7 protein-coding genes are annotated in these 23,319 nt (G+C 65.6%); 5 read left to right on the top strand and 2 right to left on the bottom strand.

Annotated elements, in window-relative coordinates:
• The first annotated feature begins 113 nt into the window (after positions 1 to 113).
• From PMM47T1_RS22195 to PMM47T1_RS22175, 5 genes are all read left to right on the top strand, one after another.
• Positions 114 to 1,784, top strand: coding sequence for a cyclic peptide export ABC transporter (locus tag PMM47T1_RS22195; RefSeq protein ID WP_008373238.1), 1,671 nt, complete (start codon positions 114 to 116; stop codon positions 1,782 to 1,784).
• A 10-nt stretch (positions 1,785 to 1,794) separates the two neighbouring features.
• The gene (locus PMM47T1_RS22190; RefSeq protein WP_081492696.1) at positions 1,795 to 2,685 is read left to right on the top strand and encodes an ABC transporter substrate-binding protein; all 891 of its coding nucleotides are present in this window, start codon (positions 1,795 to 1,797) and stop codon (positions 2,683 to 2,685) included.
• Positions 2,678 to 4,696, top strand: coding sequence for a Fe(3+)-hydroxamate ABC transporter permease FhuB (gene fhuB / locus PMM47T1_RS22185; protein WP_008373236.1), 2,019 nt, complete (start codon positions 2,678 to 2,680; stop codon positions 4,694 to 4,696). Before PMM47T1_RS22190 ends, fhuB begins: the two co-directional genes overlap by 8 nt.
• Positions 4,693 to 5,430, top strand: a complete 738-nt coding sequence (gene fhuF, locus PMM47T1_RS22180) for a siderophore-iron reductase FhuF (RefSeq protein ID WP_008373235.1) — start codon at positions 4,693 to 4,695, stop codon at positions 5,428 to 5,430. The genes fhuB and fhuF overlap by 4 nt, the downstream gene beginning before the upstream one ends.
• A gap of 123 nt (positions 5,431 to 5,553) precedes the next feature.
• On the top strand, positions 5,554 to 8,025 hold the full coding sequence (locus PMM47T1_RS22175) for a TonB-dependent siderophore receptor (protein WP_008373234.1): 2,472 nt from the start codon (positions 5,554 to 5,556) through the stop codon (positions 8,023 to 8,025).
• Positions 8,026 to 8,238: 213 nt separating this feature from the next.
• Here the strand turns inward: PMM47T1_RS22175 and PMM47T1_RS22170 are convergent, their stop codons facing one another.
• On the bottom strand, positions 8,239 to 9,201 hold the full coding sequence (locus tag PMM47T1_RS22170) for an alpha/beta hydrolase (RefSeq protein WP_008373233.1): 963 nt from the start codon (positions 9,199 to 9,201) through the stop codon (positions 8,239 to 8,241).
• A gap of 26 nt (positions 9,202 to 9,227) precedes the next feature.
• The gene (locus tag PMM47T1_RS28760) at positions 9,228 to 23,258 is read right to left on the bottom strand and encodes a non-ribosomal peptide synthetase (protein WP_008373232.1); all 14,031 of its coding nucleotides are present in this window, start codon (positions 23,256 to 23,258) and stop codon (positions 9,228 to 9,230) included.
• Between the last annotated feature and the right edge of the window lie 61 nt (positions 23,259 to 23,319).

Genomic DNA, 23,319 nt, shown 5'->3' with positions numbered 1-23,319 from the left:
CAGCTTCACCCATCGCGGTACCTGTCCTTGTGGGTGCGGGAAATTAATTTTTAAGGTTTTGCCCTGCTCGTGCGTCCTATCTGGATATGAATCCCATTTGTGACGACAGCCCAATGACGCAAGCCAAGCCCCCCAAAGGTACGCTCTCCGAACTGTTCAGCCTGCTCAAGCCGTTCTGGCCCATTCTCGCGGTGTCCATCACCCTGGGTATCATGGGTGGCCTGAGCATCACGGCGCTGCTGGCCACCATCAACCAAAGCCTGCACGCCGACGGCCCGGCCGCCGGCACCCTGCTGCTGGCATTCGGCGGGCTGTGCAGCCTGGCGCTGCTGGGTTCGATCTTTTCCGACATCGGTACCAACCATGTCGGCCAGCATGTGATCGCCAAGCTGCGCAAGGACCTAGGCAGCAAGATCCTGTCCGCGCCGATCGAGCAGATCGAGCGCTACAAGTCGCACCGGCTGATTCCGGTACTCACCCACGACGTAGACGTGATCAGCGACTTCGCCTTCGCCTTTTCGCCCCTGGCCGTGTCGCTGACCGTGACCCTGGGCTGCATGGGCTACCTGGCACACCTGTCGTTCCCCATGTTCCTCTGCACCGTGGTGGCGATTTTGCTGGGCACCACCGCCCAGTACTTCGCCCGCATGAAGGGCATTCGCGGCTTCTTCGAGGCGCGCGAGGCCGAGGATGACTTGCAGAAACACTACCGGGCCATTTCCGAAGGCGCGAAGGAATTGCGCATCCACCGCCCGCGCCGGTTCCGCGTGTACCGCGACCACCTGCAGAAAACCGTGGAGAAGATCTGCGATATCCAGTTGCGCTCGATCAAGCTGTTCGTGGTGGCCAAGACTTTTGGCTCCACGCTGTTTTTCATCGTCATCGGCCTGGTGCTGGTGTACCAGAGCCTGTACCCCAACACCGACAAGGCCACCCTCAGCGGCTTTATCCTGGTGCTGCTGTTCATGAAAGGCCCACTGGAACACCTGATCGGCAACCTGCCCATCGTCAGCCGCGCCCAGGTCTCGTTCCGCCGCATTGCCGACCTGTCCGCGCAATTCGCCTCTCCCGAGCCGCACTTGTTGCTGGAAGGCACCGTAAAGCCGGCGACGCCGCTGCAAAGCATCGAACTGCGTGACGCGCGCTACACCTTCCCGGCTGTCGAAGGCGTGACCCCGTTCTGCCTGGGCCCGGTGAACCTGCGCCTCAATGCCGGCGAGATCATGTTCATCGCCGGTGAAAACGGCGCGGGCAAGACCACCCTGATCAAGGTGTTGCTGGGCCTGTATGCGCCGCAGCAGGGCAGTATCCTGCTGGACGGCAAAGAGGTGGGCGTGGAGAACCGTGATGACTATCGCCAACTGTTCACCACCATCTTTGCCGACTACTTCCTGTTCGACGACTTGATGGGCCCGGACGAAAAGCTGCCCGACGAAGCCCATCAATACCTCGACCGCCTGGAGATCTCGCATAAGGTCAGCATCCAGGACGGCAATTTCACCACCACCGACCTGTCCACCGGCCAGCGCAAGCGCCTGGCGCTGGTACAGGCGTGGCTCGATCACCGCCCGGTGCTGGTGTTCGACGAGTGGGCCGCCGACCAGGACCCGGCCTTCCGACGCATTTTCTACACCGAACTGCTGCCCGACCTGCAACGCCTGGGCAAGACCATCATCGTCATTTCCCACGACGACCGTTACTTCCATATCGCTGACCGCCTGGTGCGCATGGAGCCGGGTCGAATCTACGAAGACGTGCGCCAGCAACACCCCGTGGAGGCTTGATAACGCGATCATGCACAGGCGCTCATTTCTGCATCTGATGAGCGTGGCGGCACTGGCGGCAAGCCCGCTGCTCCACGCTCAACCCCAACGCAAGCGGGTCGCCCCGCTGGATTGGCAACTGGCCGAGATCATGCTCGGCCTTGGCGTTTCTCCACTGGCCATTCCCAGTCTGGACATGTACCGCGCCCGGGTACCGCAGCCGCCGCTGCCGGCCGATGTGCTGGACCTGGGCGCCTCATGGGAGCCCAGCCTGGAACTGCTGGCCCGGCTCAAACCCGACCTTATCCTGCTAAGCCCCGTGCAACAGATGGCCCAGGCGCAATACGCCGCCATTGCCCCCGTGCGAGTGCTGGACGTCGATAGCGGACTTTCGCCCATCCCGCGCGGCCTTGCCGCCATCAGCGAAGTGGGCCAGTGGCTGGGTTGCCAACCGGAAGCGGCAGCGCTGGTGGACCGCCTCAATACCCGGCTCGATGCCGCCCGCGCGCAGATCCTCAGCCAGCCGCACCGGCCCATCTTCCTTGCCGACATTGATCAGGGTGGCAGCCATGTAAGGTTGTGGGGCCACAACAGCCTGCTGGGTGATGCCCTGGCACGAGTCGGCCTGGTCAACGCCTGGGACGGCGAACTGGGTCCTGCCGGCTTTGCGCTGGTGGAACTTGAACAATTGGTGGAGCACCCCGAAGCGCGGCTGATCTACCTGAACTTCGGCAAGGCCAGCCAGCGCTCGCTCATGACGCTGAACGCCAGCACCCTGTGGAATGTGCTGCCACTGGTGCGGGCCGGGCGTGTCAGCCCTATCCCGCCCACCTACGTGTTTGGCGGTACCCAGACCGCCGCGCGCTTTGCCGAATTGCTGGTGGCCAACCTGCCCGCCGACCCGGAGTACACTCATGGCTAGTTCTTCACTTGGCTACGCCACCGCGCGCCTGCGCGACCCGCAGCAACGCCGCTGGCTGCTGGTGGTGGTGCTGCTGGCGCTGGCCGCTTTCGCCCTGAGCCTGCACGGCCTGGCGCGGCACCTGCCCCTGAACCTGTGGTGGAGCGCGGCGGTGCACCCCGCCGCCAACGACACCGCGCAATTGCTGGTGCACCACGCCTGGTTGCCGCGCCTGGCGGTCAGCCTGCTGGCGGGCGCGGCGCTGGGGCTCAGTGGCGCACTGCTGCAAAGCATCCTGCGCAACCCGCTGGCTGACGCCTCCACCCTGGGCATTTCCGCCGGCGCCAACCTTATGCTGGTGGTGGGGCTGCTGTTTGCCCCGGCCCTGCTCGACCATGGCCGTACCCTGTTGACCAGCGTCGGTGGCGGCCTGGCCATGCTGCTGGTGTTCGCCCTGGCCTGGCGCCAGGCATTGGCGCCGCTGGCCGTGGTGCTGGCTGGCCTGATCATTGGCCTTTACTGCGGCGCGCTGGGCTCGATCATGGTGTTGTTCAACCATGAATACCTGGGCGAACTGTTTGTGTGGCAGACCGGCAACCTGGCCCAGAACGGCTGGGGCCTGACCCAGGACCTGGCCCTCAGCCTGATCCCCGGCATGCTCGCCGCCCTGCTGTTGGTGCGGCCGCTGGACGTGCTGCAACTGTCTGATGAAAGCGCGCGCAGCCTGGGTTTGTCGTTATCGTGGAGCCGTACCCTGGGGCTGGCACTGGCGGTGTTTCTCAGTACCACGGTGGTCAGCCATATTGGCATGGTCGCCTTTGTCGGCCTGGCGGCCCCTGCCCTCTCGCGGCTGCTGGGCGCCCGCCGCCTGCGCCAACAACTGTGGTGCGCGCCGCTGTTTGGCGCGTTGCTGCTGTGGCTGGCCGACCAGTTGATCCAGAACTTTGCACCGCTGTTGCCCACCGGCACGGCTACCGCCCTGTTGGGCGCGCCGTTGTTGCTTTGGCTATTGCCGCAGATGCGTCGCAGCCTGCACCCACCGCGCAGCGCGCCCGCCGAGCAGGAACCGAAAAACCGCCGTCCCGCACGCCTGCTGGTGATCAGCGCCGTGGCCTTGGTGGTGTGCCTGGCATTAGCCCTGACGCTGGCGCCCGGCCCGCACGGCTGGGCGTTCAGCAGCCTCGGCGAAACCGTGCAACTGTTGCCCTGGCGTGCACCACGGCTGTTCGCTGCCATGGCCGCCGGCGCCATGCTGGCCATGGCCGGCACCATGATTCAACGCACCACCGGCAATCCCATGGCCAGCCCCGAAGTGCTGGGCGTCAGTTCCGGTGCGGCGCTGGGGGTGATTGTGATCTTCCTTGCCAGCCTGCCACTCACCCCGGTCATCATCTTGCTGGCCGCCAGCGCCGGGGCGCTGATCACCCTGCTGATCCTGCTGTCGTTCGGCTGGCGCCACGGGTTCTCCCCCGAACGTCTATTGCTCACCGGCATTGCCCTAGCCACTATTTCCGGGGCGTTCTCCAGCATTATCCTGGTCAGCGGCGACCCGCGCCTGGGCACCCTGCTGAGCTGGATGGCCGGCTCCACCTACCGGGTCACAGCGCCCCAAGCCGTGGTCGCCTGCGTGGTGGCGCTGGTGGGGCTGGCACTGGCGCCACTGATTCGGCGCTGGCTGGATCTGCTGAGCCTGGGCCCCAGCACCGCCACCATGCTGGGCCTGAACCTGGGTCGCAGTCGCCTGGCGCTGTTGACCCTGACCGCCCTGCTCACGGGCGCTGCGACGCTGGTGGTAGGGCCCTTGAGTTTCGTCGGCTTGATGGCGCCACACATGGCGCGCCTGCTGGGCCTGCGCCGGGCACTCGTGCAACTGTACGGCGCCGCCTTGCTCGGCGCCTTGCTAATGGTGGTTGCCGACTGGCTGGGACGTACGCTGATCTTCCCGTGGCAGATCCCGGCCGGGCTGCTGGCAACCTTCGTCGGCGGGCCGTATTTCATGTGGCTGATGATGCGCCGCCGAGGTGGGGCATGATCGCCGCCTTCGCCAGCGCCTTCCCCGGGCCGTTGGCCGGTGTCGGCGAATCACTGACACTGGCCCAGGACGACGAACCGAGCATTGTCCTCAGCGACCTGCTCGATCCCCAGCGCTATCAGGCGCCGCTGGCCGCGTTCGCACAACGCTACCCGGACGGCGACTTCAAGGCGCTGGTCTCGCTGTGGACCCAATGGTATTTCTCGGTGCTGGTACCACCCGTGGTCATCCTCGACCTGCTGCAAGACCGCCTGCTGCCGCTGGACCTCAACCACACCCATCTGCGCCTGGACGCCGCCGGCAACCCGGAACGCGTGGAACTCGATCACCCTGGGCAGGTGCGCACGCCGCGCTCGGCCTTCGAGCGGTTCGCCCCCCTGGTGTTCGAGCACTTGGCGCCGCTGTGCGCCACCCTGGCACAGTTCAGCGGCCTGTCGCCGCGCGTGCTCTGGAGCAATGCCGGGGTGCGCGTGGCCTGGGCGGTCGGCGTGGTTGCCCGGCACCCCTTGGGCGGCGCCGAGCGCGCCGCACCAGGGCGTGAGCTGTTGGGCGCAAAGCAATGGCCGAACGGCGGCAGCAACCCCCTGTTCGAGCCGGTGCGCTTTGCCGTGCCCGACGATGAAACGTCCGCCAGTACCCGCCGGGTGTGTTGCCTGCGCTACCGCCTGGACAGCCTGGATTACTGCAATTCCTGCCCTCTGCCGATCAACCGCCGCCAATGCAAGAAACGCTGACGGCAGCGGCGGCAAGTTTTAGCCAGTGGCCTGAAAAAAAGTGAAAAATTTGTTCTGGTTTTGCTCGCGGGCTTCGTCTTATTGGAAACGATTCTTATAAGCTAACCTTAACGAGTGCTAATAATGTTTGAGTTTCGACACAACAAAGGTCGGGAAGCACAAGGAACCGGCTTCACCAAGACCCTGTTGGCAGCCAGCCTCGCCCTCGCCGCGTACAGCACCCAGGTGCTGGCAGCGCCGGTTGAAGTGCATATCGCAGCCCAACCGCTGTCCAACGCGTTGATGCAACTGGGTTCGCAAACCCACATGCAGGTGCTGTTCAGCGCCGACTCGACCAAAGGCCGCAGCAGCCCCAGCGTAGACGGCACCATGGAGCCGCAACAGGCCCTGGAGCAGATGCTGCGCGGCACCGGCCTGCGCTATGAAGTCAACGGCGGCACCATCACCGTGGGCGCAGCCACGGCTGACGGCAACGCCATGTTGCTGCAGAACGTGAACATCAACGCCTCGGGGGATGGCGCAGGTTACACACCGGAATACAGCGTGGTGGCCAAGCGCACCAGCACGGCCACCAAGACCGACACGCCAATCGGCGAAACTCCCCAATCGATTTCCGTGGTCACCCGCAAGCAGATGGACGAGCAGGCGGTGCAAGACGTCAGCTCGGCAGTGCGCTACACCCCGGGCGTGTTCGGTGAGTACACCGGCGCCAACAACACCCGTGAGCAGTTCCGCATTCGTGGCTTCTCGCCCTACGTATTTCAGGATGGCCTGCAACTGCCCTACGGCGAGACCGGCCAGGGCGGCATGTCCGAACCCTACGGCCTGGAAAGCGTAGAAGTACTGCGCGGCCCGGCGTCCATGCTGTACGGCCAGAGCCGCCCGGGTGGCCTGATCAACCTGACCAGCAAGATGCCCACCAGCACCCCTTACCATCAAATCCAGGTGCAGGGCGGCAGCTACGACCTCAAGCAACTGGGCTTCGACTTCGGCGGCCCCATCGACGACCAAGGCGTGTTCAGCTACCGCCTGACCGGGTTGGTGAAGGACAGCGGCACGCAGATCGACCACGTACAGAACAACCGCAACTTCATTGCCCCGGCCTTCACCTGGCGCCCAAACGAAGACACCTCGCTCACCGTGCTGGCCAACTACCAGCGTGACTGGGGTGGCAGCACCGAGCAGTACTACCCGGAGTCGGGTTCGCTGCATTCGTCGAAATACGGCCGAATCAACAGCGACACCCTGCTGGGTGACAGCGATTTCGACAAGCTGCGTCGTGAAAGCTCGCAACTGGGCTACCTGTTCGAGCATCACTTCAACGATGCCATCACCTTCCGCCAGAACCTGCGCTACAGCCAGGTCAACATCGAAAACCGTACGGCCTTCGGCAACGGTTATGTCAACGAAGCCACCAGCCCGAACGTGGCCCGCCTGACCTCGGACATCAAGCGCAACCTGCAAATCTTCAACGTCGATAACCAGTTGGAAAGCAAGTTCAACACCGGCGCACTCGAACACACTTTGCTGACCGGCGTGGACTTCCGCCGCAGCGCGCTGGACAACAACGTAGTCAACAGTGGCTATACCAGCACCAACCCCTATGCCGGCGGCAACAGCAGTGGCAACAGGACCGGGACCTACACATCCCGCAATCTGTACCAGGTGCAGAAGCAGACCGGCGTGTACGCCCAGGACCAGATCAAGCTGGACCACTGGTTGTTCACCCTGGGTGGCCGCTTCGACTGGGCGGACTCCGAAAGCCACTACCGCCCAGACCGCAGCAATGCTACCAACCGCTACATCGACCAGGATGACCACAAGGGCACCTACCGTTGGGCGGCCGCCTACCTGTTCGACAACGGCGTGATGCCATACCTCAGCTACTCGCAGTCCTTCGACCCGCAGTTGAACACCGCGGTCAGCGCTGCCACGCCGATCTTCAAGCCTACCCAGGGTGAGCAGTACGAGCTGGGTATCAAGTACCAGCCGCCGGGCCAGGACAGCTACATCACAGCGTCGGTGTACAAGCTCAAGCAGAAGAACGTGACCACGGTCGACCCGACCAATACCGCCAACACTATCCAGATCGGCGCTGCTGAAAGCCGTGGCTTTGAACTGGAAGGCAAGGCTGTGCTGACCAAGAACCTCGATGTGCTGGCGTCCTACACCTACACCGACAGTGAAGTGACCCGCACCGGCTACGTCACCTCGGCGTACACCGACAAGGGCAACGAACTGCCGTACACCCCTCGCCAGCAAGCCTCGGCCTGGGTTGACTACACCCTGCACGAAGGCGTGCTGGACGGCTTGGGTGGTGGCATCGGTGCACGCTATGTCGGCGACCTGTGGGGCAGCAGCGTTTCCTCGCCGTCGGCCGTGTATAACCGCATCGAGACCGGCAACTTCACCATCGTCGACGCCGCGTTGCATTACGACCTGAGCAAACTGTCCAGCAGCCTGAACGGCACCAAGATCGCGCTCAACGCCAGCAACCTGTTCGACAAGGACTACGTAGTGTCCTGCACCAACTACGCAGCCTGCTACTACGGCCCACGGCGCAACGTGATCGCGACCCTGACCTACAACTGGTAAGCAGCCGCCGCCACGCAAAAACGCCAGTCCCTCACGGGGCTGGCGTTTTTTCATGTTCGGCAGCGGCCTGACTCACCGCGTAGCAAGACGCAGCCTCAGGCAGCTACAGGGGAATAAACTCTGTGGGGCTGGCTTTTCAGCAAGCTGTTGAGGCCCAAAAGCTCGCTGGCAAGCCAGCTCCCACCTAGACAGGTCCCGCCACAAAGACTGCGGTCAGGACGCCAGTGCCTGGGCCAGCACCGCTGTGAAGGTTTCGTACAGCGGTAGGGCCACGGGCGTGATGCTGGCCATGCGCAGGAAGTCGTGGGTCAGGTCGGCCTGGCAATGCAAGGTCACCTCCACGCCGGCGGCACGCAGGTGTTCGGCGTAGGCGCAGCCTTCGTCCAACAGTGGATCGAAACCTGCCACCGCGATATAGGCTGGGGCCGTGCACGTAGGCACGTCGGCGCGCAAGGGCGATGCGCGCCAGTCGCGGCGCTGCTCGTTTTCAGGCAGGTAGTGGCTATAGAACCACTCCAAGGTCGGTGTCTCCAGCAAGTAGCCCTGATCGAACAGGTCGGTGGACACCCTCCTGGCCGCGGTGTCAGTTACCGGGTAGAACAGCATCTGCAACCGTGGCCGCACGGGCAAGGCACCCTGCCCGGCCTTGATGGCCGCTACCGTGGCCAGGGTCGCGCCAGCGCTGTCGCCCGCCAACGCCAGGCGCTCGCGGTCCAGGCCCAGGGCGGGGGCCTGCTCCCATAACCAGGTCAGTGCATCCTCGGCGTCGTTCACCGCCGCAGGGAACGGGTGTTCCGGCGCCAGCCGGTAACCCACCGCCAGCACTGCGCAGGGCGTACGCCAGCAGAACTCGCGGCACACACGGTCGTGGGAATCGAGGCTACCCACCACGAAACCACCGCCGTGGTAATACACCAGCACTGGCCACGGCTGTTGGCGCTCGGGCGCATCGGCGGGCAGGTAGAGGCGCACCGGTACACAGGCGCCGTCACGGGCAGTGAAGTGCTGCTCGCGAACCGTCACCGGCCCGGCCACCTGCCACCCAAGCTCTGCGGACGAGCGCTCGAATTCGGCCCGAGCCTGGCCCACGGTCTGCTCGTGCATTGGCGGGCGGCCAGCGTCGCGACCTTCGTCGACCAGGTCGAGAAAGGCCGCCAGTTCAGCGTTTAACGCCATTGTCTGTTTTCCATGCAAAGTAGGGTTCATAGCGCGGCCACCGGCGCAGTACTGTCAACCAACTGTTCCAGTTCCACGCGCAAGGCATCCATCAGCCCCTGCACCGTCTCGGGGCGGTAGCACTTGCGGCTGTATACGCAACGCAGGCTGAGGCTGGCGTCATAGACCTGGCCGATGATCTCCAGCCAGTTGGCCAACTGCGCCATCGGGCTGTACACATCGCCCATGGACTCGCGCGCCGGGGTGAACAGGCCACCTTCGAACGCCTGGTCGAACTGCCCCAGGTAGTTGAAGGTGATGCGCGGCTGGGCCATGGCTTGCAACTGCTGGCGTGCCTGGCTGCTGCCGGCATGCCGTAACAGGCCATAGCCGATGCCCTTGTCGGGAATGCGCTGCAACTGGCGCCGCACGCGGCTGACCGACTCGGCCACATCGTTGCCGTTGCCGGGCTTCAGGTGCACCGGGTACATGGTGGTGAACCAGCCTTGGGTGCGGCTCAGGTCAAGGTCGGCGAACAAATCTTCACGACCATGGCCCTCAAGCTGGATCAGCGCCGACTCCTCGCCGGTCCAGCGGCACAGTACCCGCGCCAGAGCGGTCAGCAGCAAGTCGTTGATCTGCGCCTGCAAGGCACCCGGCACGCGTTTGAGCAGCGCCTGAGTACGTTCGCGGTCCAGGTTCATCACTGCGTTGCCGCGCACGCCCACCAGGTTGCGGCCGCGCGGGTTGTCCCGCGGCAGGTCGCGGGGCGCATCGTCGAGCAGTTGCAGCCAGAACGGCAGCCCCTGCTCCGCCGCCGCCCTGGCCAGCAGGCGCTCCACCCAAAGGCGGTAGCTGCTGGTGCGCGCCGGCAGCCTGGCCGCCACGCGGGTGACCTGCGCCTGATACAGCGCCTGCACATCTTCCAGCAGGATGCGCCACGACACGCCGTCCACCACCATGTGGTGAATAACCAGCAACAGCCGCGCCGTGCCATCGGGCAGGTGCATCTGCACCGCACGCAGCAGCGGGCCGCTTTGCAGGTTCAAACTGCGCTGGGCACGGTTGGCCAGCGCTTCAATGGCCCCAACGCCGGGCAATTGCTCATTCCACAACAGCGCGTGGGCACTGTCATGATCGGCGTAGCGCTGGTACCACTGGCCGTCAGCGGCCTGCTCGAAGCGCAGGCGCAGGGCGTCGTGGTGTTGCACCAGCGCTTGCAACGCCGCTTCCAGCCGAACGGCGTCCAGTGGCTCGGCCATGCCCAGCATCAGCGCCTGGTTGAAGTGATGCGGCTCGGCCATGCCCTGCTCGAAGAACCACGACTGGATCGGCAACAGGCCAAAGCGTTCATCCGCCCCCTGCAACTGACTGTCCTGAGCCACGACCGGTACATCGGCGTCATCCTGCCCCCGTGCCAGCAAGGCATCGATGGTCTGATAGCGCATCAGGTCGCGGAGTTTGATCTCAATGCCCAGGTCTTCGCTGTTGCGCACCTTGGACACCAATTGCAGGCTCAGGATCGAGTCGCCACCCAGCTCGAAGAAGTTATCGAACACGCCCACCTGATCCACGCCCAGCACCTGCGCCCAGATTGCTGCCATCTGCGTTTCCAGGGCATTGCGCGGGGCCACGTAGTCGCCGCCCTGCCACTGCGGTTCGGGCAGTGCCTTGCGGTCGACCTTGCCGTTGGCGTTCAGCGGCAACTGGCTGAGCACCAGGATCTGCGCCGGCACCATGTAATCGGGCAGTTGTGCGTGCAGGCTGGCCAGCAAGCGTTCGGCCAGGCCGTCGATGCGCGCCGCGGCCACGTAGCCCACCAGTTTCTTGCCCGCTGCGGTCTCCAGCGCCACCACAACGGCGGCCTGCACCTGGGGTTCGGCACGCAGACGCGCCTCGATCTCACCCAGCTCAATACGAAAACCACGAATCTTCACCTGCTGGTCAATGCGCCCCAGGTAATCGAAGGTACCATCGGCACGCGCACGCACCAGGTCACCGGTGCGGTAAAGGCGCCCGCCTTCGGTGCTGAACGGGTCGGCGACGAAGCGCTCGGCACTCAAGCCCGGGCGCTGGTGGTAACCACGGGCCAGGCCTTGGCCACCCAAGTACAACTCGCCGCTGGTTCCCGCCGGTACCTGGTTCAAGTCCGGGTCCAGTACCCAGGTGGTACGAGCGCCGACGCGCTCGCCAATGGGCGCGATGGCGGCGCCACACGGCGTATCCGGCGATGCTTTCCACAGCAATGGCGTGACCACGGTTTCGGTTGGTCCGTAGCCGTTGATGACGTGCTGCGGGCGCAGGTAACGACGCACCTGCGCCAGGCTGGCCTCTGGCACGGCATCGCCGCCGAAGCAATAGATGCGCACCGGCGGCGGGTTGCCGTCGCGCTGGCCCTGTTCGGCCAACTGCTGCAAATACGCCGGCGGGAATGCCACCACACTGATGCGCTGTTCACGCAGGGCGGCCCAGGTTTGCTCGATGCTCCAGGGCTGGTTGTCGCGCAGCACCACGCAGCCGCCGTGGCTGAGCGGTGTCAGCCAGCGCTCGTGGGCGCCGTCGAAGGCGAACGACATGAAGTGCAGTTCGCGATCCTCGGGCGTCATCTGATAGCGCTCGCCAATGGCCGCGCAGTGCATGGCCAGCGGCCCGTGCGCCACGGCCACGCCCTTGGGCAGGCCGGTGGAGCCGGAGGTGTAGATCAGGTAGGCCAGGCTGCCCGGGTGCAACGCCGGCTCAAGCGCCGGCAACGGCGAATGATCATCGGTCAGGTCGTCCAGCGTCCAGCATTCCAGGCCCTCGGGCAATGGCAGGCTGGCCTGGGTGGCACGGTCGGTGATCAACAGCCGCATGCCCGAGTCGTGCATCAGGTAAGCCAGGCGCTCGGCGGGGTAATCGATGTCCAGCGGCAGGTAGGCCGCGCCGCTCTTGAGCACCGCCAGCAAGGCCACGGGCAGTTCCACCGAGCGCGGCAAGGCAATGCCCACCACCGCTTCGGCACCGATGCCGGCCTGTTGCAGGTGCTGCGCCAGACGCCTGCTGCGCTCGGCCAGTTGCCGGTAATTGAGCTCGCGGCCGGCACATGCTAGTGCCGTACGCTCGGGCTGGCGGACCGCCCAGCTATCGATAACGTCATGCACAAACGCGCTTGCCGTCGGTTCGAAGGCATTGGCCTGGGCCAACGCCCGCTGTTCATCACTGCCCAGCAGGCCGATGCTGCCCAGCGGCCGCGCGGCGTCCTGCGGCAAGGTCTCCAACAAACCTTCCAGGTGCTCGCGCAGGCGCAGCACCGAGGATTCGGCAAACTGCTCGCGACGGTACATGTACTCGATTTCCAGGCCTTCGCCCAAGGTCACCATCAGGTCCATGGCGAAGTTGGTCACGCCAAAACCCTGGCCCACGTCAAAGCGCAGCTCACTGTTGTCCCAGTCGCGCAGCAGGCGGTCCACCGGCTGGTTCTCGAACACGATGATGCTGTCGAACAGCGCTTGCCCGGCCTGGCCCGACCAGCGCTGGATCTGCCCCAGTGGCGTGTACTCGAAGTCACGCGCCTTGAGGTTGTAGTCCTGCAGGTGGCGCAACCAGTCGCCCAAGGGCTGCTGCGGCGCCAGCGTCTGGGCGATGGGCAGGGTGTTGATGAACAGGCCCAGCAGGTTTTCCGCACCCGGCAGGCTGGCCGGACGGCCCGATACCGTGGCGCCGAAGGCCACGGTGCGCTGCCCGGTATAACGTTGCAGCAACAACAGCCACGCGCCCTGGATCAGGGTGTTGAGGGTGATTCGCTGCTGCCGCGCAAACTGTCGCAGGCGCTCGGTGGCAGCTTTGTCCAGGCGCGTGTACAAGGCCGTGTGGCCCTGGCCTTGCGGTGTGTCCACCAGTGACTGGGCCAACAGCGTGGGTTGCTCCAGCACCTGCAACTGTGCCTGCCAGAAGGCCTGCGCGGCCTGCTCGTCCTGCGCCTGAAGCCAGGCGATATAGTCACCGTAACGGCCGCCGACCGCCGGTTTTTCCCCGCCCAGGTAGCGGCGCAGCACCTGGCCGATGAGCAGCGACACGCTCCAGCCGTCCAGCACAATATGATGGTAAGTCCAGATCAGGCGGTACTGCTGTTCGCCCAGGCGCAATAGCAACAGGCGCTGCAAGGGCGGACGTTGCCAGTCGAACGGCTCGGCGCGCTCGGCCAGCACATAGCGCTCTATCAGCTCGGGCGTCACGCGTTGCCCGCGCAGGTCAACTTCGCGAACAGGCAACGGCGCATCGCTCAGCACTACTTGCAGGGCCTGCTCCAGGCCCTGCCACAGGAACAGGCTGCGCAGGCTGTCGTGCGCCTGGCTGACCTCGGCCCAGGCCTGGCGGAAGCGCGTGGCGTCGAGGCCATCGATGCCGATGTTGAGCTGATTGACGTACAGCCCCTCCTCCTGTACCTCCACGCTGTGGAACAGCATGCCTTGCTGCATTGGCGACAGCGGCAGAATCGCCTCCACCCGGGCTTCGTCCAGCCCCAGCGCATCCAGTTGCTGCTGTTGAAGGCCGGCCAACGGAAAGTGCTCGGCACGCAATGGCATACCGGGCACATGCAACGCCTGCGTCATGGCCTGAACCGGCGCTTGCACAGGGCTGGCCTGGGCTGCCAATTGCTGCAGGCGCTGGTGCTGGAACACGTCCTTGGGCGTCAGGTGCAAACCGGCTTCGCGGGCACGGCTGACCACCTGGATAGAAATGATCGAATCGCCGCCCAGGTCAAAGAAGTTGTCGTCCAGGCTCACCTGTTCCAGGCCCAGCAGGTTCTGCCAAATGGTCGCCAGTTGCTGCTCGACGATGCTGACCGGCGCGCGATAGGCGCGGGCCTGCCACACCGGCTCGGGCAAGGCGCGGCGATCGAGCTTGCGGTTAGGGGTGAGCGGCATGCGCTCGAGCAATACGATCTGCGCCGGCACCATGTAGTCGGGCAGGCGTTCACGCAAAGCCTCGCGCAACGCCTGGGGCTCGACCTCGCCTGCCACCGCGTAGCCCACCAACTGCTGGCCCTGAGGCGTCTGGCGTACCACAACGGCCGCTTCACGCACCTGCGGTTGGGCCAGCAACAAGGCTTCGATTTCGCCCAGTTCAATGCGGAAGCCGCGCAGCTTCACCTGCTGGTCGGCGCGGCCCACGTACTCAAGGGCATTGCCTTCGCGCCAGCGCACCAGGTCGCCGGTGCGGTACAGGCGCTGACCGCAAGCGCCAAAGGGATCAGGAACGAAGCGTTCGGCGGTCAGTTCCGGGCGCCCGTGGTAACCACGTGCCAGGCCGGCGCCGCCAATGTACAACTCGCCCACCACACCAACCGGTACCGGCACCAGCGCGCCGTCGAGCACGTACAACGTGGTGTTGGCCAATGGCAGGCCCAGATCCGGCCGCGGCTGGTCGAGGCTGAGCAGGTTGCGTGCCGACCAGATGGTGGTTTCGGTGGGGCCATAGACATTCCACAACGGGCCTTGCAGCGCCAACAGGCGAGTGGCCAGGTCGGCTGGCAAGGCTTCGCCGCCGCACAACAGGGTGGCACCGCGCAAACGCCGGAACGTTGGCTGTTCGCTGAGCAGGCGCCAGGTGGACGGTGTGGCTTGGATGACCTGGACCTGCTCGGCCGCAATCACCTCGATCAGGCGTTGCGGGTCACGGGCGGTGTCGCGGCTGACCAGCACCACGCTGGCACCGGTGAGCAGTGGCAGGTACAGCTCCAGGGCAGCGATGTCGAACGACAACGAGGTCAGCGCCAGCATCTTCTGCCCCGGCTCAATTCCCGGTGCCTCGGCCATGCTGTGGAGGAAGTTGACCAACCCTGCGCGCGTCACCTCCACGCCCTTGGGCTTGCCCGTGGAACCCGAGGTGTAGATCACGTAGGCCAGGTTGGACAACTGCGCCCTGTGTACCGGCGCCGCCAGCAGCGGCTCCAGGGCCAGCGCGTCCAGGCACCAGGTGCTGTCGGTGTAGCCCATCTGCGCGGCCAACGGCAGCAGTGAGGTCTGGGTCAACAGCAAATGCGTGCCGCTGTCGCTGACCATGTGCGCCAGGCGCTCGGCCGGGAACTCAGGGTCCAGTGGCACATAGGCGCCGCCGGCCTTGAACACGGCCAGCAAGGCCACCAGCAACGAGGGGGTGCGTTCCAGGCACACCGCCACCGGCACATCGGCGCCCACGCCGGCGGCTTGCAGGCGCACTGCCAGGGCGTTGGCCTGGGCATCGAGCTGGGCAAAGGACAGGTGTTCATGACCATCACTCACCGCCAGCGCCTGCGGCGTGCGCCGCGCCTGGTCGGCAACCAGGTGTTCGAAATGGCTGGCCGGGTAGTGACGCTGGGTCTGGTTGATGGCACGCAAGCGTGCCTGCTGTTCTTCGTCGTCGAGCAGGGGCAATTGCCCCACGGCCATCTGCGGTGCCTGCAACACGGCGCTTAACAGACGGGTGAAATGCACCCCGAGCCGCTCGACCGTGACGGTGCTGAACAGGTCCGTGGCGTAGTTGAAGTTGAAGGTCAGCGAATCATCGGCGTTCTCGTCCATGAACAGCGACAGGTCAAATTGCGCGGTGGCGCTGTCACCACCCATGGCTTCCAGGCTCAGGCCGTCCAACTGCACACGACGCTGGCGGGCATGCCGCTCGTGGCTGAACAGCACTTGGAACAGTGGGTTGTGACTGAGCGAGCGCGCCGGCTGCACGATGTCCACCAGTTGCTCGAACGGCAGGTCCTGATGGGCCTGGGCTTGCAAGGCAGTGTCCTTGACTTGTTGCAGCAGCTCGGCGAACGGCTGGTCGGCATCCAGGCGCGAGCGCAGCACCTGAGTGTTGACGAAGAAGCCGATCAGGCCCTCGGTTTCGCCGCGCTGGCGGTTGGCGATGGGCACGCCAAGGCAAATGTCGTCCTGGCCGCTGTAGCGGTACAGCAGCACGTTGAACACCGCCAGCGCCGTCATGAACGGCGTGGCCTGGTGCGCCTGGCTCAGTGCGCGCAGGGCAAGGCCGGTTTCACTCGACAGGCACCAGCGGTGGTTGGCACCGCGGTAGCTTTGCTCGGCCGGGCGCGGGAAGTCAGCGGGCAGTTCCAGTATCGCCGGGGCGCCTTGCAACTGTTGCTGCCAATACGCGGCCTGGCGCTCGCCTTCGACGCCGGCCAGCCAGTCGCGCTGCCACAGCGCGTAGTCGGCGTACTGCAAGGGCAGCGGCGCAGGGGTTTGCTGGCGGTACAGACTGGCGAGCTCGTCCACCAGCACGGTCAGCGACCAGCCATCGCTGATGCTGTGATGCAGGGTCAGCAGCAGGTGATGCTCCTGCTCGTCCAGGCGCAGCAGTTGCACCCGTATCAACGGGCCGTTGTGCAGGTCGAATGGCTGGCGTGCCTCGTGCAAGGCCATTTCGCGCGCGCGAGTCTGGCGTTGAGCTTCGGGCATCGAACCCAGGTCCACCTGTGGCATCTGCAGGGCAACGCTGGCGTGAATGCGCTGCACTGCCTGGCCGTCCACGGTGGCGAAGGTGGTGCGCAACGCCTCGTGGCGACCCACCAGTTGCCCGAAGGCATCACGCAAGCGATCCATGTGCAAGGTGCCGCGCAGGCGCAGGGCCATGGGCATGTTGTAGGCGCTGCTGTGCGGTTCCATTTGCCACAGGAACCACAGGCGGTTTTGCGCGTGGGACAGTGGCAGCAAAGCCGGGCGCTCGCGGCGCCCCAGGCGGATGGACGGGCTGGCGATGCTGGCCAGCGCGCGGGCGAAGTCGCCGAGCTGCGGGGTGTCGAAAACCTGCCTTACCGCCAGTTCCAGGTCCAGCGCCTGGCGCAGGCGCGAAATCATGCGGATGGCCAGCAGCGAATGGCCGCCCAGGGCAAAGAAGTCATCGGCGCGGCCAACCTGTTCCACGCCCAGCACCTCGCTCCACACCTGCGCCACCAGCACCTCGATGGCCCCTTGCGGTGCTTCGTAGACGCGGCCCTGCCACTGCGGTTCCGGCAGCAGGCGGCGCTCTAGCTTGCCGTTGGGCGACAATGGCATGTGCGCCAGTTCGATCAATTGCGCCGGCACCATGTAGTCCGGCAGACGCGTGCGCAGCACCTCACGCAGCGCCTCGGGCGCCAGGCCTTCACCCACCACGTAACCGATCAGTTGCACGCCTTGGGGCGAAGCACGGTCGATCACCACGGCTTCGCGCACGCCGGCCTGCTCCAGCAGGCAGGCTTCAATTTCACCCAGTTCAATGCGCAGGCCGCGAATCTTGATCTGGTGGTCGATGCGACCGGCGTATTCGATCACGCCACTGGCACGGTAGCGGGCCAGGTCGCCGCTGCGGTACAGCCGCCCGGCGCCGAAGGGGTTGGGCACGAAGCGTTCGGCGGTCAGCGCCGGGCGGCCCAGGTAGCCACGCGCCAGGTTGATGCCGCCAATGTACAACTCGCCGGTAACGCCCACCGGCACCGGTTGCAAATCGGCGTCGAGGATATGAATGGCGGTGTTGGCAATGGGCTCGCCAATCGGCACGGCAAACTGCCCCGGCTCCGCACGGCAGGTCCAATGGGTAACGTCGATAGCCGCTTCGGTGGGGCCATACAGGTTGTACAGCGCCGCCGAATGCTCGGCGAGGAACTGGCTCTGCAGGTCATGGGACAGGGCTTCGCCGCTGCAGATGACTCGCGCAAGGCTTTGGCAGCCGCCGCGCAGGGCACCGGCGGCGATGAACAGTTGCAGCATCGAGGGCACGAAGTGCAGCGTGGTTACCTGCTCACGCTCGATCACGGCTTGCAATGCCGCCGGATCGCGATGGGCGCCCGGGTCAGCCATGACCAGGGTGGCGCCGGTCATCAGCGGCCAGAAGAACTCCCACACCGACACGTCGAAGCTGAATGGGGTCTTTTGCAGTACGCGGTCGGCTGCGCCCAGTTGATAAGCCTGCTGCATCCACACCAGGCGGTTGTGCAGCGCTTCATGGCTATTGCCCGCCGCCTTGGGCTTGCCGGTGGAACCGGAGGTGTAGATGCAGTAGGCCAACTGGCCTGGCTGGGTGGCCAAACGAGGCTCGTGCTCAGGCCAGGCGGCGTCGCTGCCGTCGTCCAGGCACCAGCGCTCGGCTGTGCCGGCTGGCAGGCTGTCGACCAGTGCGGTTTGAGTCAGGAGCAGTTTCACCGCGCTGTCGTCGATCATGTACGCCAGGCGCTCGGCCGGCAGCTCCGGGTCCATGGGCAGGTAGGCGGCGCCGGCCTTGATGATGCCCAACAGGCCCACCACCAGCTCCACCGAGCGCAGCGCGGCAATGCCCACCAAGTCGTCGCAGCCAATGCCATGGGCATTCAGGCGGTGAGACAGGCGGTTGGCACGGGCATGCAACTGCGCGTAGGTCAGGCGTTGCTCGCCATGCACCAGTGCCACGCTGTCGGGACTGGCGTGCCGTTGCTGCACCAGCAGCTCAGGCAGCAACGCGGTGGCGCGGTAGTCGGCGGCGGTGGCGTTGAAAGCGTGAAGCACTTGCTGACGCTCACCGGGGGTCAGCATCGGCACACTGTCCAGGCTGTGCTGTGGGTCCTCCAGCAAGGCGTCGATCAGGTTCAGCCAATGGCTGCCAAGGCGCTTGATACTCGCCGCCTCGAACAGGTCCAGGGCGTAGCTCAAGGCGCCGCGCAGGCCCCCTTCGGCGGTGTCGCGGGTGTACAGCTGCAAGTCGAACTGCAGGGTTTCTTCCTGGCTGGGCAGCGGCGCGATCTGCAAGCCCGACTGGGCGATGCGCTCCAGCCCGCGGGTGGCCGGCAGGTGGCTGAACATCACCTGGAACAGCGGGTTGTGGCTCAGGCTGCGCGGCGGCTGCAAGGCTTCAACCAACTGGTCGAACGGCAGGTCGGGGTGAGCCTGGGCTTGCAGGGTCACGTCCCGCACCTGCGCCAGCAGCGCCGTGAACGGTGCGCGACCATCGAGTTGGCTGCGCAGCACCTGGGTGTTGACGAAGAAGCCGATCAGCCCCTCGGTTTCCAGGCGCTGGCGGTTGGCCTGGGGCACGCCGATGCGCAGGTCGGCCTGGCCGCTGTAGCGGTACAACAAGGTCTTGAACGCCGCCAGCAACCACATGAACGGCGTGGCACCGTGCTGGCGGGCCTGATCGCGCAGGCGGGTGGCACGCTCGGTGTCCAGCTCGAACGACCACACCGCGCCGCGATGGCTGGCGCGCGCCGGGCGTGGATGGTCGCCCGGCAGTTCCAGCACGGGGTGCTCGTTGCCCAACTGGGTGCGCCAGTAGTCCAGCTGGCGGTGGCCTTCACCGCCCGCCAGCCACTGGTTCTGCCACAGGGCATAGTCGGCGTACTGCAACGCCAGTGCCGGCCATTGCGGTTCCTGCTCGGCAGTCAGCGCCGCGTAGGCTTGGGTCAGCTCGTCGATCAGCACCTGCATGGACCAGCCATCGGAGATGATGTGGTGCATGCTCAGCAGCAGCCAGTGCTCCTGCTCTTCGAGTTGCAGCAGTTCGGCGCGTAACAGCGGCCCCTGTTGCAGATCGAATGGCCGGCGCAGCAAATCCCGCGCCTGGGCACGGGCGGCCGACGGCGCCACGGGCTGCGCCGCCAGGGTAAACGGCCACGGCGCATCGATCACTTGTGCCGGTCCCTCGCCATCGTCCACCAGCCGGGTGCGCAGGCTTTCATGGCGCGCCAGCACGCGGTTGAACGCTTGTTCCAACGCCGGTTGGTCCAGCGCGCCGAGCAGGCGCAGGCCGCTGTTGATGTGGTATGCGGTGCTCTCAGGTTCCAGTTGCCAGATAAACCACAGGCGCGCCTGGTTGCTGGCCAACGGCACGCGCTCGGGCCGCGCTGCGGCCACCAGCGCCGGGGCCTGGGCAATGTGGCTGTCACGCAGGCGTGCGGCGCAGTCTTGCAGGCGCGGCGCGTCGAACAGCAAGCGCACCGGCACGTCCAGCTCCAGCACGTGCTTGATCCGCGACACGGCCTGCACCGCCAGCAGCGAATGGCCGCCCAGGGCGAAGAAGTCATCGTCCAGGCCTACCTGCTCCACGCTCAACAGGCTGGCCCAGATTTCGGCCAGCATCTGTTCGTCCAGCGTGTGCGGCGCACGGTAGGCCATGCTGGTCCACTGCGGTTCAGGCAGCGCATTGCGGTCGATCTTGCCGTTGGCATTGAGCGGCAGACGCTCAAGCACCACCCGCCGCGCGGGAATCATGTAGTCGGGCAAATGACGTTGCAGGTGGGTGTCGATAGCCGCCTGCAACTGGGGGCTGTCCTGACCTTCCAGGTAGCCGATCAGTTGCTTGCCGGCGGGCGTGTCGCGGGCCACCACCACGGCCGTGCCCACGCCCGCCACTTCGCGCAGGCGAGTTTCGATCTCGCCCAACTCGATACGGAAACCGCGCACCTTGACCTGTTGGTCGATGCGCCCCAAGTAGTCGACGGTACCATCGGCGCGTACCCGTACCCGGTCGCCGGTGCGGTACAGGCGGCCACCATTGCCGAACGGGTCGGCGACAAAGCGTTCGGCAGTCAGGCCTGGGCGCTGGTGGTAACCACGGGCCACGCCCTCGCCGCCTAAATACAGTTCACCCGATACGCCGTGAGGCACCGGGTTCAGGTCGGCGTCGAGCACATGCAAGGTGCGCGCGCCCACGCCCTGGCCAATGGGTGCGTAAGGCGCACCACAGGGCAGGTCGGCCGGCGCTTTCCACAACAGCGGTGTCACCACGGTCTCGGTGGGCCCATAGCCATTGATCACGTATTGCGGCGCCAAGTGCTGGCGAACCTGGGCCAGGCTGGCCTCGGCCACCGCGTCGCCGCCAAAACAGTAGATACGTACGGGCGGCGGGTTGCGGTGCAGGGCGGCGTGGTCGGCCAACTGTTGCAGGTAGGCCGGCGGGAACGCCACTACGCTAATGCGTTCGTCGTGCAGCGCACGCCAGGTCTGCTCCACGCTCCACAGCGCGTCATCGCGCAGGAACAGGCTGGAACCGTGGCTGAGGGGGGTCAGCCAGCGCTCGTGGGCGCCGTCGAAGGCAAACGACATGAAGTGGAACTCGCGATCGGCCGGGGTCATTTCATAGCGCCGGCCAATGCCTGCGCAGTGCATGGCCAACGGCCCGTGCGCCACCGCCACGCCCTTGGGCTGGCCGGTGGAACCCGAGGTGTAGATCAGGTAGGCCAGGCTGTCGGCGTGCACCGCCACCATGGGCGCGGTGCACGGCAACACGCTCAGGTCCAGCTGTTCCAGCGCCAGGGCAGGCACGCCAGCCGGTACCGGCAAGGCGTCGAGCAGGCTGGCATGGCTCAGCAACAGGGCCATGCCCGAATCTGCCATCAGGTATTCCAGGCGCTGGCGCGGGTAACTGGCGTCCAGCGGCAGGTAGGCAGCGCCGGCCTTCATCACCGCCAGCAAGGCCACGATCAACTGCGGCGAACGCGGCATGGCCACACCCACCAGCTTCTCAGGGCCCATGCCCTGGGCGATCAGGTGATGGGCCAGTCGATTGGCGGCACGGTCCAGTTCGGCAAAGGTCAGGGACTGGCTGGCGCCGCTCACGGCCGGGGCATCGGGCTGCTGGAGAGCCATGGCGGCGATGCTTTCGTGCACCCAGGCATGAGTCGCCGGCAATGGCGCGTCATGGGCCAGGGCCGTGCTGCCGCCGTCAGTGTGGAGCAAACGGCCCAGCGCGGTATCGGGGGCCTCGACAACGGCCCGCAACAGACTGTTGAAAGCCTCGGCGATGCGCGCGACGGTGCTGGCGTCGAACAGCGCCTGTGGATAAGTCAGCAGCGCATTCACCGCGCCCGCCGGGGTTTCGATCACGTCCAGCACCAGCTCGAAATTCACCGAGCACTCGGGGTTGCTGTAGGGTTCGATGTGCAACGCGCCCAGCTGGCGCTGGGCGTCCACCGTCTGCCGCTGATGGTTGAACAGCACCTGGAACAACGGGTTGCGGCTCAGGCTGCGGGCAGGCGCCAGGCTTTCCACCAGTTGCTCGAAAGGCACGTCCTGATGACTCTGGGCACTGATCAACGTTTCGCGGACCTGGGCCAGCAGGTGGCGGAAGCCCTGGCGGCTGTCCAGGCGGGTGCGCAGCACCAGGGTATTGACGAAGAACCCCAGCAACGCCTCGGTTTCGCGACGGTTGCGGTTGGCCACGGGCATGCCCACGCGAATATCGTCCTGGCCGCTGTAGCGGTATAGCACGGCGTTAAACGCCGCCAAAAGCACCATGGGCAGGGTGGCCCTGGCCGCCGTGGCCAGGCTGCGCAGGCCGCTGACCAGTGCCGCATCCAGGCTGAAGTAATGACGCTCGCCCTGCCCCTGCCAATCGCGCCCGCGCGGGCGGTCGATGGGCAGCTCCAGCGCTGGCTGTTCATCGGCCAACGTGGCTTTCCAGTAATCGAGTTGGCGCTCGGCCTCCCCCGCTTCCAGCCACGAGCGCTGCCACAGGGCATAGTCGCTGTACTGGACAGGCAGCTGCGCGGGTTGGTGGGTAGCACCGGCCAGGTAACCCTTGACCAGCTCGTCCAGCAGCAGGTTCATCGACCAGCCATCGGTGATGATGTGGTGCAGGGTGAGGCTCAGGAGGAAATCGTCGTCGCCCAGTTCGAACAGCTGCGCCCGCAGCAGCGGGCCAGTGGCCAGGTTGAACGGTGCGCGGCTGGCGTCGCGGCAACGCGCGTGCAGGTGCTCGGCGCTTACCGGTTCCACCTCCAGGCGAACATTGGCCTGCCCGGCCGCCAGCACCTTGAGGCGGATGGCAGCACCCTCCTCTACGAAGCAACTGCGCAGGGTTTCGTGGCGAGCCACCAGGGCCTGCAAGGCCGTGTCCAGCGCCTGGCGGTCAACCTGCCCGCGCAGGCGCACGGCGGTGGCCACGTTGTAGGCCGAGCTGCCCGGCTCCAGTTTCCACAACAGCCACATGCGCCGCTGGGCATACGACAGTTCGCGCTCGTCACCGACGTGGTTGTGCGCCGGGATCGGGAACAGGGAAAAGTCGACACCGTCATTGCGCAGGCTGGTCAGGAACAGTCGACGCTTTTCCAGTGGCAAGGCAATGAAACGCTTGGCAAGGGCGAGGGATTGGTCTGGGTTCATCACAAGGAATTCCGGGTTCTTTGTGATTCAAGACGAAATGGGAAGGGGAATCATTAACAGC

The sequence above is a fragment of the Pseudomonas sp. M47T1 genome, assembly GCF_000263855.1.
Classification (GTDB): Bacteria; Pseudomonadota; Gammaproteobacteria; order Pseudomonadales; family Pseudomonadaceae; genus Aquipseudomonas.
This window is presented reverse-complemented; position numbering and strand designations above follow the sequence as displayed.